The 15927-nt window shown below is 62.2% G+C and carries 13 protein-coding genes; all 13 read right to left on the reverse strand.

Annotated elements, in window-relative coordinates; translation table 11 throughout:
• Positions 1-91: 91 nt before the first annotated feature.
• Positions 92-1048 carry an acetyl-CoA carboxylase carboxyl transferase subunit alpha gene (gene accA / locus B7L71_RS06240; protein WP_081136713.1) on the reverse strand — a complete coding sequence of 319 codons (957 nt, stop codon included), beginning with the start codon at positions 1046-1048 and terminating at the stop codon, positions 92-94.
• Between the two features lie 95 nt (positions 1049-1143).
• On the reverse strand, positions 1144-4647 hold the full coding sequence (gene dnaE, locus B7L71_RS06245) for a DNA polymerase III subunit alpha (RefSeq protein ID WP_081136715.1): 3504 nt from the start codon (positions 4645-4647) through the stop codon (positions 1144-1146).
• A gap of 39 nt (positions 4648-4686) precedes the next feature.
• The gene (gene rnhB / locus B7L71_RS06250; protein WP_081136717.1) at positions 4687-5304 is read right to left on the reverse strand and encodes a ribonuclease HII; all 618 of its coding nucleotides are present in this window, start codon (positions 5302-5304) and stop codon (positions 4687-4689) included.
• Positions 5285-6469 (reverse strand): lipid-A-disaccharide synthase, encoded by a 1185-nt coding sequence (lpxB, locus tag B7L71_RS06255; protein ID WP_081136719.1) that lies wholly within the window; start codon positions 6467-6469, stop codon positions 5285-5287. The genes rnhB and lpxB overlap by 20 nt, the downstream gene beginning before the upstream one ends.
• 27 nt (positions 6470-6496) lie before the next feature.
• Positions 6497-7264, reverse strand: coding sequence for an acyl-ACP--UDP-N-acetylglucosamine O-acyltransferase (gene lpxA, locus B7L71_RS06260; RefSeq protein ID WP_016915037.1), 768 nt, complete (start codon positions 7262-7264; stop codon positions 6497-6499).
• Positions 7261-7704 carry a 3-hydroxyacyl-ACP dehydratase FabZ gene (fabZ, locus tag B7L71_RS06265; RefSeq protein ID WP_026001844.1) on the reverse strand — a complete coding sequence of 148 codons (444 nt, stop codon included), beginning with the start codon at positions 7702-7704 and terminating at the stop codon, positions 7261-7263. The genes lpxA and fabZ overlap by 4 nt, the downstream gene beginning before the upstream one ends.
• A 142-nt stretch (positions 7705-7846) precedes the next feature.
• The gene (gene lpxD, locus B7L71_RS06270) at positions 7847-8878 is read right to left on the reverse strand and encodes a UDP-3-O-(3-hydroxymyristoyl)glucosamine N-acyltransferase (RefSeq protein ID WP_081136782.1); all 1032 of its coding nucleotides are present in this window, start codon (positions 8876-8878) and stop codon (positions 7847-7849) included.
• 55 nt (positions 8879-8933) lie between these two features.
• Positions 8934-9434 (reverse strand): OmpH family outer membrane protein, encoded by a 501-nt coding sequence (locus B7L71_RS06275; RefSeq protein ID WP_016915040.1) that lies wholly within the window; start codon positions 9432-9434, stop codon positions 8934-8936.
• Between the two features lie 19 nt (positions 9435-9453).
• On the reverse strand, positions 9454-11805 hold the full coding sequence (gene bamA, locus B7L71_RS06280) for an outer membrane protein assembly factor BamA (protein ID WP_446497385.1): 2352 nt from the start codon (positions 11803-11805) through the stop codon (positions 9454-9456).
• 98 nt (positions 11806-11903) lie between these two features.
• Positions 11904-13262 carry an RIP metalloprotease RseP gene (gene rseP, locus B7L71_RS06285; protein WP_081136723.1) on the reverse strand — a complete coding sequence of 453 codons (1359 nt, stop codon included), beginning with the start codon at positions 13260-13262 and terminating at the stop codon, positions 11904-11906.
• A gap of 26 nt (positions 13263-13288) precedes the next feature.
• Complete coding sequence (gene ispC / locus B7L71_RS06290; protein ID WP_081136725.1) at positions 13289-14500, reverse strand: 1-deoxy-D-xylulose-5-phosphate reductoisomerase; 1212 nt, start codon at positions 14498-14500, stop codon at positions 13289-13291.
• Positions 14497-15318 carry a phosphatidate cytidylyltransferase gene (locus B7L71_RS06295; protein ID WP_081136727.1) on the reverse strand — a complete coding sequence of 274 codons (822 nt, stop codon included), beginning with the start codon at positions 15316-15318 and terminating at the stop codon, positions 14497-14499. The genes ispC and B7L71_RS06295 overlap by 4 nt, the downstream gene beginning before the upstream one ends.
• Positions 15311-15927, reverse strand: a 617-nt coding sequence (gene uppS, locus B7L71_RS06300; RefSeq protein WP_081136729.1) for a polyprenyl diphosphate synthase, incomplete at its 5' end; no start/stop codon positions are given. The genes uppS and B7L71_RS06295, both read right to left, overlap by 8 nt.

Here is a 15927-nt window from a genome sequence, read left to right on the forward strand (position 1 = left end):
CGAGGAGTCCAGCCCGCCCGAGAGCGCCACCCAAACGCAACGCCCCAGCGGGGTCTCCGCCAGGGCGTCGTCGAGCAGCGCGAGCAGTGCGTCAGGCGGCAGGGGCGCCATAGCTCATCAGGCGTGCGTAGCGGCGCTCCAGCAGCGCTTCATGATCCAGCGCCTGGAGCCTTTCGAGGCTTGCGCAGAGCGCTTCCTTGACGCGCTCTGCGGTGGTCACGGGATGACGGTGGGCGCCGCCCAGCGGCTCCTTGATCAACGAGTCCACGAACCCCAGCTCCTTGAGGCGCTCGGCCGTGATGCCCATGGCCTGAGCCGCGTCGGAGGCTTTCTCGGCACTCTTCCACAAAATGGAGGCGCAGCCTTCCGGAGAGATGACCGAGTAGGTGGAGTACTGCAGCATGTGCAGCTCGTCACACACGCCTATCGCCAGGGCACCACCGGAGCCACCCTCCCCGACCACCGTGGAGATGATCGGCGTTTTCAACCGCGACATGACGGCCAGGTTATAGGCGATGGCTTCGGACTGGCCACGCTCTTCGGCATCGATGCCGGGGTAGGCGCCGGGAGTGTCGATGAAGGTGAGAATGGGCATCTTGAAGCGCTCGGCCATCTCCATCAAACGGCACGCCTTGCGGTAGCCTTCCGGGCGCGGCATGCCGAAGTTGCGGCGCACTTTCTCTTTGACGTCGCGGCCCTTCTGATGGCCAATGACCATGACCGGCGCATCGTTCAGACGAGCAACGCCACCGACCAGCGCCGCGTCGTCGGCGAAGTTGCGATCACCGTGCAGCTCGTCGAAGTCGGTAAAGATGTACTCCAGGTAATCCAGCGTATAGGGGCGCTGTGGGTGCCGCGATAGCTGGGAAACCTGCCAGGGGGTCAAGTCCTTGAAGATCGACTCTGTCAGCTTGCGGCTTTTCTCTTCCAGCCGGGCAATCTCGTCAGAGAGGTTCACTTGGCTGTCGGAGCTGACCAGACGCAGCTCTTCGATCTTTGCCTGGAGCTCGGCGACGGGCTGTTCAAAATCAAGATAATTTGGATTCATCGGCTCTGCCTGTAAGCTGCCTGTCATAAAAAGGCATTATCAAAACGCATCTCGGTTGGGGCCATTATCGCACCCTGACCCCGCCACGCAAGGGCTCAGCGATAGCGCAGCTGGACGCCCACCTGGCCCTGAACGTCACGCAGGGCCAATAGCAGGTCGTCGCTGGGGGCCACTTTCCACTCATCGGCCAGCTCCAGCCACCCTACGGCCTCGGGATGGCGGTACTGCAGCCTCACCGGCAGGCCTTCGCTATCCCGGTAAGGCGAGAGGCTGTCACGCAGGCTATCCACCAGGCGGCCATTGATCTGCCCGGCATCCAGCGCCAGCTCCACGGCCTGGCCATAGCGCACCCGGGCGGTGACCATCGGAGTGACGTCCTTGCCGCGCAGGCGCAGCCCGCCCGAGAAGTCATCGCTGGAGACTTCCCCCTCGACGATGATGACCTGATCCGACTCGATCTGACCGCGCAACTGGTCGAACAGCTCACCGAACAGCGACGCTTCGATACGCCCGGTGCGGTCGTCCAGCGTGATGAAGGCCATGGTGTCGCCACGCTTGGACTTCATGGTGCGCATGGCCACCACCAGCCCTGCCACCCGCTGGGGCTCGCGGGACGGCTTGAGGTCGCTGATGCGCGTAGAGACGAAGCGCTTGAGCTCGCGCTCGTACTCATCGATGGGGTGGCCGGTAAGGTAAAGCCCCAGGGTGTCTTTTTCACCCGAGAGACGCTCGCGGTCGGTCCACTCCCGGGCATGACGGTACTCGGCGTACACATCGCCGGCCTCTTCTTCGGCAGCAAACGCGTCACCGAACATGTCCAGCATGCCCAGATTCTGGTTGGCATGGTTCTGGGCGGCGGCCTTGAGGGCGTCTTCCATGGCGGCAGCCAGCACGGCACGGTTGGGCCCCAGGGTGTCCAGCGCCCCGGAGCGAATCAGCGCTTCGAGGGTGCGCTTGTTCATGCGCTTGGGGTCGATACGGCGGCAGAAATCGAACAGGTCCTTGAAGGGGCCATCGGCATTGCGCGCCTCGACGATGGCACCAATCGGGCCTTCGCCCACGCCCCGGATGGCTCCTAGGCCGTACACTACGCGGCCTTCCGTATCCACGGTGAACTTGTAGCCACCCACGTTGACATCCGGGGGTGTCACGGTGAGCTTCAGATGGCGGCACTCTTCGATCAGCGGTACCACCTTGTCCAGGTTGTCCATCTCGGTGGACATGACCGCCGCCATGAACGGGCCTGGGTAGTGGGCCTTCAGCCATGCGGTTTGGTAAGAAACCAGCGCGTAGGCCGCCGAGTGCGACTTGTTGAAGCCATAACCGGCGAATTTCTCCACCAGGTCGAAGATGTTGCCCGCCAGGTCCTTGTCGATGCCGTTGGCGGCGCAGCCCTCCATGAAACCGGAGCGCTGCTTGGCCATCTCTTCGGGCTTTTTCTTGCCCATGGCCCGGCGCAGCATGTCTGCCTGGCCCAGGGTGTAGCCCGCCATCACCTGGGCAATCTGCATGACCTGTTCCTGGTACAGGATGATGCCGTAGGTCGGCGTCAGTACCGGTTTCAACAGCTCATGCTGGTAATCCGGGTGTGGATAAGAGACTTCCGCCCGGCCATGCTTACGGTTGATGAAGTCATCCACCATACCCGACTGCAGCGGGCCCGGACGGAACAGGGCCACCAGCGCGATCATGTCGTCCAGGGAGTCGGGCAGCAGCCGCTTGATCAGCTCCTTCATGCCGCGGGATTCGAGCTGGAACACCGCCGTGGTCTCTGCCCGCTTGAGCATTTCGAAGGTCTTGCCGTCGTCCAGCGGGATGGCATCGATATTGAGCGGGCCCTGGCCTGCGGCATCGCGCACCTTGTCCACCATCTCCAGCGCCCAGTCGATGATGGTGAGGGTCCGCAGCCCCAGGAAGTCGAACTTCACCAGCCCGGCGTCTTCGATGTCGTTCTTGTCGAACTGCACCACCAGCCCGGCGCCATCCTCGTCACACAGCAGCGGCGAAAAATCGGTCAGCTTGGTGGGTGCGATGACCACGCCCCCCGCGTGCTTGCCGGTGCCCCGGGTGGTGCCCTCCAGCTTCAGGGCCATTTCCCAGATCTCTTCCGCCTCTTCGTCGTTGTCGATGAACTCCTTGAGGGCGGGCTCCTGCTCGATGGCCTTGGCCAGCGTCATGCCCACTTCGAACGGGATCAGCTTGGAGAGCTTGTCCCCCAGCGAGTACGGCTTGCCCTGGGCACGGGCCACGTCACGCACCACGGCCTTGGCGGCCATGGTGCCGAAGGTGACGATCTGGGAGACCGCGTTGCGGCCATAGCGGTCGGCAACATAGTCGATGACCCGGTCGCGTTTCTCCATGCAGAAGTCGACGTCGAAGTCGGGCATCGAAACACGCTCGGGGTTGAGGAAGCGTTCGAACAGCAGGTCGTAGCCAATCGGGTCCAGGTCGGTGATCTTCTGGGCGTAGGCCACCAGCGAGCCCGCACCGGAGCCCCGTCCAGGGCCAACGGGCACGCCGTTGTCCTTGGCCCACTGGATGAAGTCCATGACGATCAGGAAGTAGCCCGGAAACCCCATCTGGATGATGACGTTGAGCTCGAACTCCAGGCGGTCACGGTAGCGCTGCTCGATCTCACGGAAGGCGTCGCCGTCGCGGGGGTACTCCTCGGCGGGAAACAGAAAGTCGAGCCGCTCGGTCAGGCCGTCATGGGAGACCTTGCGGAAGAACTCATCCTGGGTCATGCCTTCGGGGATGCCGAATTCCGGCAGGAAGATCTCGCCCAGGCGCACATCCACGCTGCAGCGCTCGGCAATCATCACGCTGTTTTCCAGCGCTTCCGGAATGTCAGCAAACAGGGCCGCCATCTCTTCCGGGCTTTTCAGGTACTGCTCTTCGGTATAGCGGCGCTCGCGGCGCGGATCGTCCAGCGCCTTGCCTTCCCCGATGGCGACACGGGTTTCATGGGCCCAGTAATCGTCGCGGGCCAGAAAGCGTACGTCGTTGGTGGCCACCACCGGCGTGTTGGTCTCGATGGCCAGCTTGACGCTGGCGTGCACGCAGGCTTCCTCCAGCGGCCGCCCGGTGCGCACCAGCTCCAGGTAGAAACGGTCGGGGAAGGCCTGCTGCCACTCCTCCAACAGTTGGCGCGCTTCACGCTCGTGTTCCGACAGCAAATGACGGCCAATGTCGCCATCGCGGCCGCCGGACAGCGCAATCAGTCCATCGCTCTGGGCCAGTACCCACTGCTTGTCGAGAATCGCCCGCCCCTGGCGCTGCCCGTGGGTCCAGCCCTTGGAGATCAGCTCGGTGAGGTTGCGATAGCCGTCCTGATTCATGGCCAGCAGCGTCATGCGATACGGGTGCGCTTCATCGTGAGGATTGGCCAGCCACAGGTCGCTGCCGATGATAGGCTTGAGCCCCGCCCCTTGCGCCGCCTTGTAGAACTTCACCAGGCCAAACAGGTTGGTCTCGTCCGTCAGCGCCAGCGCGGGCATCCCCCGTTCAGCGGTGGTACTGACCAGCGGCTTGAGCTTGACCAGACCATCGACCAGGGAGTATTCACTGTGCAAACGAAGATGAACGAACGGAACCGTCATGAGACTCTCAGCATAAAGCGCAAATGAAAAAAGGCAGCGCTACAGCAGCGCTAACTGACGCTGTACCGGCGCAAAGCTTTTGCGGTGTTCGGCTAGCGGGCCATGGGCTTCCAGAGCCGCCAGGTGCTCTTTGGTCGGATAGCCCTTGTGGCGCGCAAAACCATACTCAGGATAGCGTAAATCCAGCGCGGCCATCTGAGCGTCCCTGGCCACCTTGGCCAGAATCGAGGCGGCGGCAATCGCAGGGTGGCGCGCATCGCCTTTGACGACGGCCTGGCCCGGCAAGGCGTGCCCCGGCAGCCGGTTGCCATCCACCAGCAGGTATTCGGCAGCGGGCATCAGGGCATCGATGGCGCGCCGCATGGCCAGGTGCGTGGCATGATAGATGTTGAGCGTGTCGATTTCGGCGGCGCTGGCCTCGGCCAACGCAAAGGCCAATGCTCGCTCCCGTATCTGCACGTCCAGCTGCTCCCGCTTGCGGGCCGTCAGCTTCTTCGAATCGGTCAACCCTTCGATGGGCGCCTGGGGGTCGAGTATCACCGCCGCCGCCACCACGCTGCCGATCAGCGGGCCACGCCCCACTTCATCCACACCGGCCAGGTAGGGGCCGGTATAGGCCACTACCAGCGGGGGATAATCACTGGAATCGATGGCCATCCGTGACGGCCTCCAGCGGCTGCCCCGCCGCCAGCGCCGCCACGGCCTGGGCAGCACGCTGGCTGGCATTGCGCTGTAGCGCGGCGTGCATGGCGGCAAAGCGCTCTTCCAGCGCCTGACGGGTGGAAGCCTCCTCCAGCAGCTCGCCCACCTGCTGGGCAATGGCCTCCGGCGAAGCGGCGTGCTGAATCAGCTCGGGAACCACACTCTCCTGGGCGATCAAGTTGGGCAACGAAATCCAGGCCGTCTTGACCAGCCGCTGGGCAAGCCAATGGGTTGCGGGCGCCATCTTGTAGGCCACCACCATGGCCCGGTGGCACAGCATCGCTTCGAGAGCGGCCGTACCAGAGGTGAGCAGTACGGCATCGCTGGCCACCATGGCTTCTCTTGCCTGGCCGTTCAGCAGCGTTACCGATGGGTGCAGCGCAGGGTAGCCGGACAGCAGCTCGGTAAGCTCCCGATGCCGCTGGGCAGTCGCCGCAGGGATCACGACCTGCAGATCAGGGTGGCGCTGGCAGAGCAGCGTGACCGCCGCCAGGAAGGTCGCCCCCATGAAGCGGACTTCATTGCCACGGGAGCCCGGCAGCAGCGCCAATACCGGCCCGTCGAGCTTTAACCCCAACACTTCACGGGCCGCCTGACGGTCGTTGACCAAGGGCAGCTCGTCCGCCAGGGGGTGGCCCACGAACGCCACCGGCACGCGATGCTGGCGGTAGAAGTCAGCCTCGAAGGGTAGCAGCGTCAGCATGCCATCCACCGCCTTGGCGATTTTCTTGACCCGCCCCTGGCGCCAGGCCCATACCGAAGGGCTGACGTAATGGGCCGTGGTCACCCCCGCTTCACGCAGCTGTTTCTCCAGCCCCGTGTTGAAATCAGGCGCATCGATGCCAATCATGATGTCCGGCTGCCAGGCCAGCGCGTCTTCCCGCAGGGTACGGCGTACGCGGATCAGCTCGGGAAGGTGCTTGAGCACCTCGACCAGCCCCATCACCGACAGCGTTTCCAGTGGAAAGCGGCTTTGCAGGCCCTGCGCTTCCATGCGGGGCCCGCCCATCCCGCGAAACTCCACGTCAGGATAGCGGGCACGCAGCTCACGCATGAGCCCCGCGCCCAGAATATCGCCAGAGAGTTCGCCTGCCACAAGGTATACGCGTTGCAGTGTCATGGAGACAAGACAGCCAGTTGAGGTGTATTAGCGCACGATACCGCGCGTGGAGCGCTCGATGGAGTCGGCAAACTGCACGACTTCCGGCAGATCGAAGCGGCTGCGCATATCGCTGATGGCCTGCTCGACGGTGAGCCCCTGACGGTAGACCAGTTTGTAGGCGGTAGTCAGGGCGGCTATCGCCTCGCGGCTGAAGCCTCGGCGCTTGAGGCCGACCAGGTTCAGGCCACGCGCTTCGGCAGGGTTGCCGTTGATCATGACGAACGCCGGGGTATCCTTGGTGATGATCGAGCCACCACCCGCCATGGCATGGTCCCCAAAGTGGCAGAACTGATGCACCGCCGAGAGCCCGCCCAGAATGGCATGGTTGCCCAGCGTCACGTGCCCTGCCAGGGTGACCTGGTTGGCCAGGATACAGTCGTTGCCGATGACGCAGTCATGGCCAACGTGCACGTATGCCATGAACAGGTTACGCGACCCGATGGTGGTTTCGCTGCGATCCTGCACCGTACCACGGTGCAGCGTCACCCCTTCACGGATCACGTTATCGTCGCCCATGACCAGCCGCGTCGGCTCGCCGGCGTACTTCTTGTCCTGGCAATCTTCCCCCACCGAGGCAAACTGGAAAATACGCGTGCGTTCACCCAGCACGGTGGGCCCCTTGATCACCACATGGGGGCCAATGACGGAACCGGCACCGATGGTGACATCGGGCCCGATCACACTAAAAGGGCCAACCTCAACGTCATCGGCCAGTCGTGCCGTGGGGTCGACCAGTGCAGTAGGATGTATCAAGCCACCTTCCTCTCGGCACAAATGATTTCTGCTTCACACGCCAGCTCGCCGTCCACCGTGGCACGGCAGGCAAATTTCCAGATGCCGCGCTTGCCACGTATGACGTTGGCTTCCAGCGTCAGCTTGTCACCCGGCATGACCGGGCGCTTGAAACGTACGTTATCGCTGCCGACCAGATAGTAGACATAGCCATCTGCCGGAAGCTTGTTGACCGTCTTGAAGCCCAGAATGCCACACACTTGCGCCAGTGCTTCGACGACCAGCACGCCCGGCATGATGGGGTGATGCGGAAAGTGACCATTGAAGAATGGCTCATTGATGCTTACGTTCTTGTACGCCACGATGGCTTCGCCCACGGTCAGTTCCGTGACTCGATCCACCAGCAGGAAGGGATAGCGGTGGGGCAAGTACTCGCGAATTTCGTTGATATCCATAACCATCGTAACGACCTCTAAATAGACATAGCGCCTGAACAGCGTCAGGCAGGCACCAGCACTCCTGCTGGCCAAAAGGCAGAGGATTATAACGCGCTGCTATCGAGCCTCAAGCCACGCATCCTCAAAATCCTTGTTTGCTTCACGATCAACGCTGGCTTTTTTCCAATCGCGCCAATCGTTTGGCAATATCATCCAGCTGCTTGAAGCGCACCGCGTTCTTGCGCCATTGAGTGTTGCTCATGGCGCCCGTGCCGGAGGAGTAGACACCTGGCTCATGAATCGAATTGGTCACCAGACTCATACCCGTCACCTGCACCCCATCGCACAAGGTCAAGTGGCCCGACAAGCCAACGCCGCCGCCCAGCATGCAGTGCTTGCCCACTTTGGTAGAACCCGCAATGCCCACACAGCCCGCCAGGGCGCTGTGGTCGCCAATCGTGACGTTATGGGCAATCTGCACCTGGCTGTCGATCTTGACGTCATTACCAATGACCGTATCGCCCAATGCGCCGCGGTCGATACTCGAACAGCTGCCGACCTCGACATCATCGCCAAGGATGACGCCGCCCAACTGGGCGATCTTGTGCCAGCCTGCGCCATCGTGGGCAAACCCGAAGCCATCGCCACCGATTACACAGCCGCTTTGCAGAATGACCCGCTTACCGATGATGACGCCATGACACACCGTCACGTTGGCGTGCAGCCGAGTATCGTCACCCAGACGGCTGTCGGCCCCCACCACGCTGCCTGCCCCAACGATCACCCGATCCCCCAGCACAGCCCCCGATTCGATCACCGCATTGGCCTGAATCGAGACGCCCTCACCCAGTGTGACGCCTTCCGCCACCACAGCGCGGGGATGAATGCCCGGCACATCGCGGGCCGCCAAAGGGTCAAACAGCTGCGACAGCTTGGCGTAGCCAAGGTAGGGGTTGCTCATTTCCAACCGTGGCACCGGGCAATTCTTGCCGTGCTCCGGGTGCAGCAGAACGGCGGCAGCACGCGTCGTGGCCAGATCCTTGAGATACGCGCGATTGGCAAGAAACGCTACCTGATCGGGCGTGGCTTCCTTGAGGGTGGCCAGGCCACGGATTGGCTGGTCGGCGTCGCCCTCAAAAGCAACGTCCAGATGACGAGCGATATCGGCCAGGGTGAGGTGTTGAGAAGCGTGCATCATGGGAGCCCAGGAAAGCAGCGGTGCGGCCAACGAGCGCCGCACCCACGGTCATGAATTAGTTCAGCGAATCAAAAATCTGCGTGACCTCATTGGTCACATTGGGAAGGTCCGTCGAGGAGTGCAGCACTCCCTGAGGCTCTACCAACACGTCGATGTTATGACGCTCCAGCACCTGCTCCACGGCCCGCTCGAGCTTGGACTCGGCGCTTTCCAGGAACTGCTGTTCGGAGGTTTGCTGCGCCTGCATCACTTCACGACGAAGCTGCTCGAAACGGCTGCCCTTCTCCTGCAACTCGGCAATCAACCCGTCGCGCTCGGATTGCGACATGGTCTCGCCCTGCTGCTGCAGGCGAGTTTGCAGCTGTTGCAGCTCGTTACCCAGCGACTGCGCTTCACGCTGCTGGCCACCAATCTGGCTTTCGAGCTGGCTCAGCGATGATTGTGCCGACTGGGTGTTCATCAGCGCTGCGCGCCAATCCAGCACGGCCACTTCAGCCGCGTAGGCAGGTAGCGTCATGGCTCCGAAAAGGCACACAGCGGCGGTCAGTTTACGCATTATCATGACACTCCTTGAGTTAGAACGTTTGGCCAAGCGAGAACTGGAAGAACTGCGTGTCATCGCCACTCTCATCGTTTAACGGCTCTGCAATGCTGAAGGTCAAGGGACCCACGGGCGTCAGCCAGGAGAGACCAATACCCACACTGTAGCGTAAATCGCCCAGATCAACGCCAGAACTGCACTGCTGGCGGCCAGCATCCTCTTCCAGCACGTCGTAGCAGGAGCTCAGGAAGGTATTCCCCGCATCCAGGAACAGCGTAGGCTGTACCGAGCGCTGGTTCTCGACGAACGGCATCGGGAAGAGGACTTCGGCACTGCCTTGCACCAGCACGTTCCCCCCAAGGGTACGATCACGGCCACCCTCGCGGGCGGGCGTAGTGCGCTGCCCCAGGGTGTTGGACGTGAAACCACGCACCGAGCCCAGGCCCCCTGCATAGAAGTTCTCATAGAAGGGGTAAGGATCGTTGCTGGCCAGGGTATCGGCATAGCCCAGGTTACCGCTGAACTTGAATGCCCAGGTCTGATCGTCGTTGATCGGGAAGAGCTGTTGGGCGCGGGCCTGAACCTTGTAGTATTCCGCATCGCTGCCCGGCACCCCGGTTTCCAGCGAGAGACGCTGATAGTTGCCCGCCGTCGGCATGATACCGCGGTTCAGGTTGTTGCGGGTCCAGCTGGCGGTCAGCTTCAAGCTCTGGGCATTGTCGCCTTCGTCTTCCACGTAACGGCGAATTTCAGAGGCCGTGTCGAAGTAGGTCTTGACGGTGATGTCTTCGATGCTCGCCCCGAAGTTGAGCCGCGACAGCTCACTGACAGGGTAACCGAAGTTGATGCCCGCGCCGTAGGCGTCGGTGGAGAACGTAGAGATATCGGAGTCGGCGTAGTCCGTCTCGCGATAGAAAACGTTATAACCTCGGGAGATGCCGTCCAGGGTCCAGTAGGGGTCGGTAAAGGCAAAGTTCACGCTGGTGAAGGTGTCGCTGCGCTGCGCGCCGACGTTGACTCGGTTACCGGTGCCCAGGAAGTTGTTCTGGGCCAGGCCAACGCCGTAGATCACCCCGGCACTTTGCGAGAAACCGACACTGGCCGAGATGGAGCCGGAAGGCTGCTCTTCCACGTTGTAGGTGACATCCAGCAGGTCGGGCTGCCCCGGTACGGGCTGAGTGTCGACTTCCACCTGGCTGAAGAAGCCAAGCCGCTCCAGGCGCTGACGCGACTGGGTAATGGACTCCGTGGAGGCAGGCGCCCCCTCCAGCTGAATCATTTCACGGCGCAACACCTCGTCCTGAGTCGTGGTGTTGCCAAAGAATTCGATACGACGCACGTATGTCCGCTGGCCCGGATCAACCGCGATCACCAGGTCGACGGTCTCACCGTCGTCGGCCATTTCAGGGATGCCGCGCACTTCGGCAAACGCGAAGCCTTCGGCCCCCAGGCGCTGACGCAACGCTTCCGTGGATGCGTTCAGGTCGCCACGAGAGAAAATCTCGCCACTGTTGATCTGCAGCAGGTTGCGCGCTTCGCTTTCGCTGATTTGCAGGTCGCCCGCGAAACGAATGTTACCAACCCGGTACTGGGTGCCCTCGTCGATGTTCAACGTCACGAAGATCTCGGACTTTTCAGGCCCAATCGAAACTTGCGTGGAGGTCACGTCGAAGTTGACATAGCCGCGATCCAGATAAAAAGAGCGCAGACGCTCGATGTCCCCAGAGAGCGCTTCCCGGGAGTACTCGTCCCGCGAGAACCAGCCAAAGAAACGTCCGGGACGGTCGTTCAGTTCGAAGACACCACGCAGCGTGTCGTCATCGAAATCACGGTTGCCCACGATATTGATCTGGCGAATCCTGGCCACTTCACCTTCGTTGATGTCGATGTTGACCTGAACCCGGCCTTCGTCGATTTCATCCACGCCGACATTGATGCTGGCGCTGTAGCGCCCCTGCGACTGATAAACCCCTTCCAGCTCACGCTCGATATCGTCGAGCGTGGAGAGCTGCAGCACTTGCCCTTCAGACAGGCCAGACTGACGCAGACCATTACGCAGGTCGTCATCGGAAATCTGCCGATTGCCGGTAATGTTCAGACGCGCAATGGTGGGCCTTTCGACGACCTGAATGACCAGAACATCGCCTTCCCGGGCTAGCGAGACGTCTTCGAACAGGCCAGTGGCAAACAGGTCACGCGCGGCAGCGGCCAGCTGCTGCTCACTGACGCGGTCGTTGGCACTGACAGGAAACGCATTAAAGACCGAGGCGGCGGATACCCGCTGTAGTCCTTCCACACGAATGTCCGAAACATCAAAGGATTGTGCCTGGGCGCCGCTGGCGCCTACCAGCAAGAGTGCCGCCATTCCAAGGGTCTTGATTTTCATGCAGTCAGTTCGCTCGCGTTGGTCTGCCTGTCGTTAAGACAGGCACCATATACATTTGTGCAGGCAGATGACAAGCCATCCGCGCGCTACACGCGTTATTACCACAGGCGCATCAAGTCGAAATAGAGCGCCATCAGCATTAGGGTGCCTACCATGGCCAGCCCAATGCGGAGGCCTATTGCCTGTGTCTGCTCAGATACTGGTCGCCCGCGCAGCACCTCGACGAAATAGTAAAGCAAATGACCACCGTCGAGCACGGGGATAGGCAGCAAATTTAGCACACCCAGGCTGATCGACAGATAGGCCAGAAAGCTAACGAAAGCTTCGGTACCTGCACGCGCTGAATCCCCAGAGATTTGCGCGATGGTAATGGGCCCCGACAGGTTGGAGGGCGAAATCAGCCCCACCAGCATTTTGCGAATGGCATCGACGGTGAGCAGCACCATATCACCGGTGCGTGACAGCGCCTGGCCCAGCGCCTCGATGGGCCCATAGCGAATATCGCGCAGCAGTTCGTCAGGCCAGTTGACCGGCTCGGCACCTGCTCCAATGTATCCAACCTCAACGCCAGTCTCCAGCGTATTGCGCCCCGGCGTCATGGTCAGCGTACCGGCTTCGCCGTTGCGCTGGTAACCCACGCTGAGGGTCTGGCCTGCACTGTCACGAATGACTTCAACGAACTGCATCCAGTCGCGGACCGGCTCACCGTTCAGCGTGGTAATCCGGTCGCCTGCCTGAAGGCCAGCCTCGGCCGCTGCCTGGCCTTCCAACACCTGGCCCAGCACGGCAGGAACGTCGGGGCGCCAAGGCACGAAGCCCAGCGTTTCCAGCGGCTGCGGCGGGTCCTGGCGGACCATGTAGCGGCTGATCGGCAGCTGATATACCCGCGAAGCACTGCTGCCTTCCGGGCGCGCTTCGATGGCCAGCTCACCGTTGAAGCCGATCATCGATACCAGCTTCAAATTGATCTCTTCCCAGGAGCGCATGGCGTCACCCTGGATGGCGGTGATTTCACTGCCCTGGGGCAAGCCCGCTTCGGCCGCCGGGGAGTTGGGCGTGACCGGCCCGACAATCGGCGCCACCGTAGTGGTACCGGCCACGAACAGTGCCCAATAGGCCACGATGGCCAGCAGGAAGTTGGCGATGGGGCCCGCCGCCACGATGGCGATACGCTGCCAGACAGTCTTGCGATTGAACGCCTGGTCCAGCTGCTCTTCGGGGACTGGCGCCTCGCGCTCGTCGAGCATTTTCACGTAGCCACCCAAAGGAATGGCGGCCACCGCAAATTCGGTCCCGTGGCGGTCCACCGTCGACCACAGCGGCTTGCCGAAACCGACCGAGAACCTCAGCACCTTCACACCGCACCGGCGCGCCACCCAAAAGTGGCCAAACTCGTGAAACGTGACCAGCAGGCCCAACACCACGATAACCGCTAGAATATTCTGTATCAGGCCCACGCCGTGCTCCTTTACATGACTCGCCGTTAGAGCGGAGAGGGCTCAGCCCTGCGCTGGCGTACGATGACGTCTGCCTGCTCACGCGCCCAGCGATCCGCATTCAATACTTGCTCAAGGGTCGCGGCAGCGCCTTGATAAGGCTGTGCCATGACCGCCGCCACCACCTCAGCAATCTCGCTAAAGCCGATGGTTTCCGACAGGAAGGCGTCCACCGCGACTTCATTGGCCGCATTGAGAATGGCCGGCGCCGCGCCCCCCTTCTGGATCGCCTCCCGCGCCAATCTCAGGCAGGGAAACAGCGCCTCGTCCGGCGCCTCGAACTCCAGTCGCGCTACCTGAAACAGGTCCAGCGCTTCGACCCCAGCATCGATGCGCTCCGGCCAAGCCAGGCCGTAGGCAATCGGGGTACGCATATCAGGGTTGCCCAGCTGCGCAATGACCGAGCCATCGTCGTAGGCTGCCATCGAATGAATGACGCTTTGCGGGTGTACGACCACCTGTACCTGCTCAGGCGCGGCGTCGAACAGCCAGCAGGCCTCGATCAGCTCCAGGCCTTTGTTCATTAGCGTGGCGCTATCCACAGAGATCTTGCGCCCCATGGACCAGTTGGGGTGAGCACAGGCCTGCTCGGGGGTGACCCTGGCGATGTCGGCCGCCGCCCAGCCCCGGAACGGACCGCCCGACGCGGTCAACAGCAGTTGACGCACGCCATGCCTGGCCAGCCCACCACGATGCTCGCTGGGTAGACACTGATAGATGGCATTGTGTTCAGAATCGATCGGCAGCAGGATGGCACCAGAGCGCTCGACCGCCTCCATGAACAGCGCGCCACTCATGACCAGCGCCTCTTTATTGGCCAGCAGCACGCGCTTGCCTGCCTCTGCCGCCGCCAGCGCTGGTAGAAGGCCAGCGGCCCCCACGATGGCGGCCATGACGGTATCGACCTCTGCTGCGCTAGCCACGTCGCATAGCGACTCAGGACCAGAGAGCACTCGGGTTTCGATGCCCATTTGTCCAAGCGCCTGCTGCAGCCACTCGGCGTCGTTCGCGTCATTCAGCACCGCAAACCGAGGGCGGTGTACCTGACACTGCGCCAGCAAGGCTTCTTTTGAGGTATGGGCCGTCAGCGCATAAACGCGATAGCGGTCAGGGTGACGGGCGATCACATCCAGGGTACTGGTGCCAATCGAGCCCGTGGCCCCGAGCACCGTCACTTGCTGAACGGGCGCGGTGCTCATAGCGTGCTCACCTGAGCCTGCAGTACCAGCAGATAGCACAAGGCGAAGGTCGGAATGGCGGCCGTCAGACTATCGATACGGTCCAGCACGCCCCCATGGCCGGGCAGCAGCTGGCTGGAGTCCTTGATATCACGATAACGCTTGAGCATGCTTTCCAGCAGGTCGCCCAGCACCGAGATCAGCGTGACAACAGCCGTGATCAACAGCAGTGCGATGCCTCCAGCAACCCCCAAGGGCTGCCACAGCGCGAATAGCAACGCCAGCAGGCACGTGGCGGCAAGACCGCCCAGCACGCCTTCCCAGGACTTGCCGGGGCTGACCCGCGGGGCCAGCTTGCGCTTACCCCAGCGGCGACCGGCAAAGTACGCCCCGATGTCGGCACTCCACACCAGCAGCAGCACGAACAGCAGCCACACAGCGCCGCTATCACGCAGGACGTTGAACCCCACCCAGCAAGGCAGCAGCACCCAGACGCCCATCAACAGCCGCCGAGTGGTGCTCTGCCACTGCTGGCCCGCCGCCGGGTATTGAGTCACCCAGTACAGGTTCAGCAGCCAACCGGCAGCAGCCAGCCATAGCGGCCACACCGAATAGGCCGCCCCGCTAAACCACAGCAGCGCCATGAGCACCGCCATCCCGACGACGCCACCAAGCCGCTGGCTCGGTTGCGTCACGCCTGCGAGGTTGGTCCACTCCCAGGCACCCAGAAGCACCACAACGGCGGTAAACAGCGCAAACGCGCCGCCCTGTAATCCAAACAACCCGGCCAGCACCAGGGGTGCCAGCCAGGCAGCGGTGATGATTCGCTGTTTAAGCACCTTGCGCCTCTATTTGTTCGTCGGTCATGCCAAAGCGACGGCGTCTCATACAGAAATCGTCCACCGCCTCGTCGAAAGCCGCGCCGTTGAAATCGGGCCACAGCAAGGGAGAGAAATGCAGCTCTGCGTAAGCCAGTTGCCACAGCATGAAATTGGACAAGCGCTGCTCGCCACTGGTACGGATGCACAGATCCACCGGCGGCACCTGCGCCACTCCCATGGCGGCGTCCATTCGCGCCTCGTCAATGGCCTCGGGACTCAGCTCGCCTGCGACCACCTGTTCGGCCAACTGCCGTGCAGCCCGGGCGATGTCCCACTGGCCACCGTAGTTGGCGGCGATCACCAGGTGCATGCCCGTATTGTCGGCGGTCAGCGCCTGAGCACGCTGAATGTGTTTCTGAATGGCGTGGGAAAAACCACGCTGCTCACCAATGATGGAGAGCCGTATATTGCGCTCGTGAAGCTTCTTGACCTCACGCTTCAAGGCCATCAGGAAAAGCTCCATCAGCGCGTTGACCTCGGCCGCAGGGCGCTTCCAGTTCTCACTGGAAAACGCAAACAGGCTGAGGGTGTCGACGCCCCGCTCGGCGGCGCGCTCGATGACCGCAC

The organism is Halomonas sp. BC2 (genome assembly GCF_002078115.1).
In the GTDB taxonomy this organism is placed as follows: Bacteria; Pseudomonadota; Gammaproteobacteria; order Pseudomonadales; family Halomonadaceae; genus Vreelandella; species Vreelandella stevensii.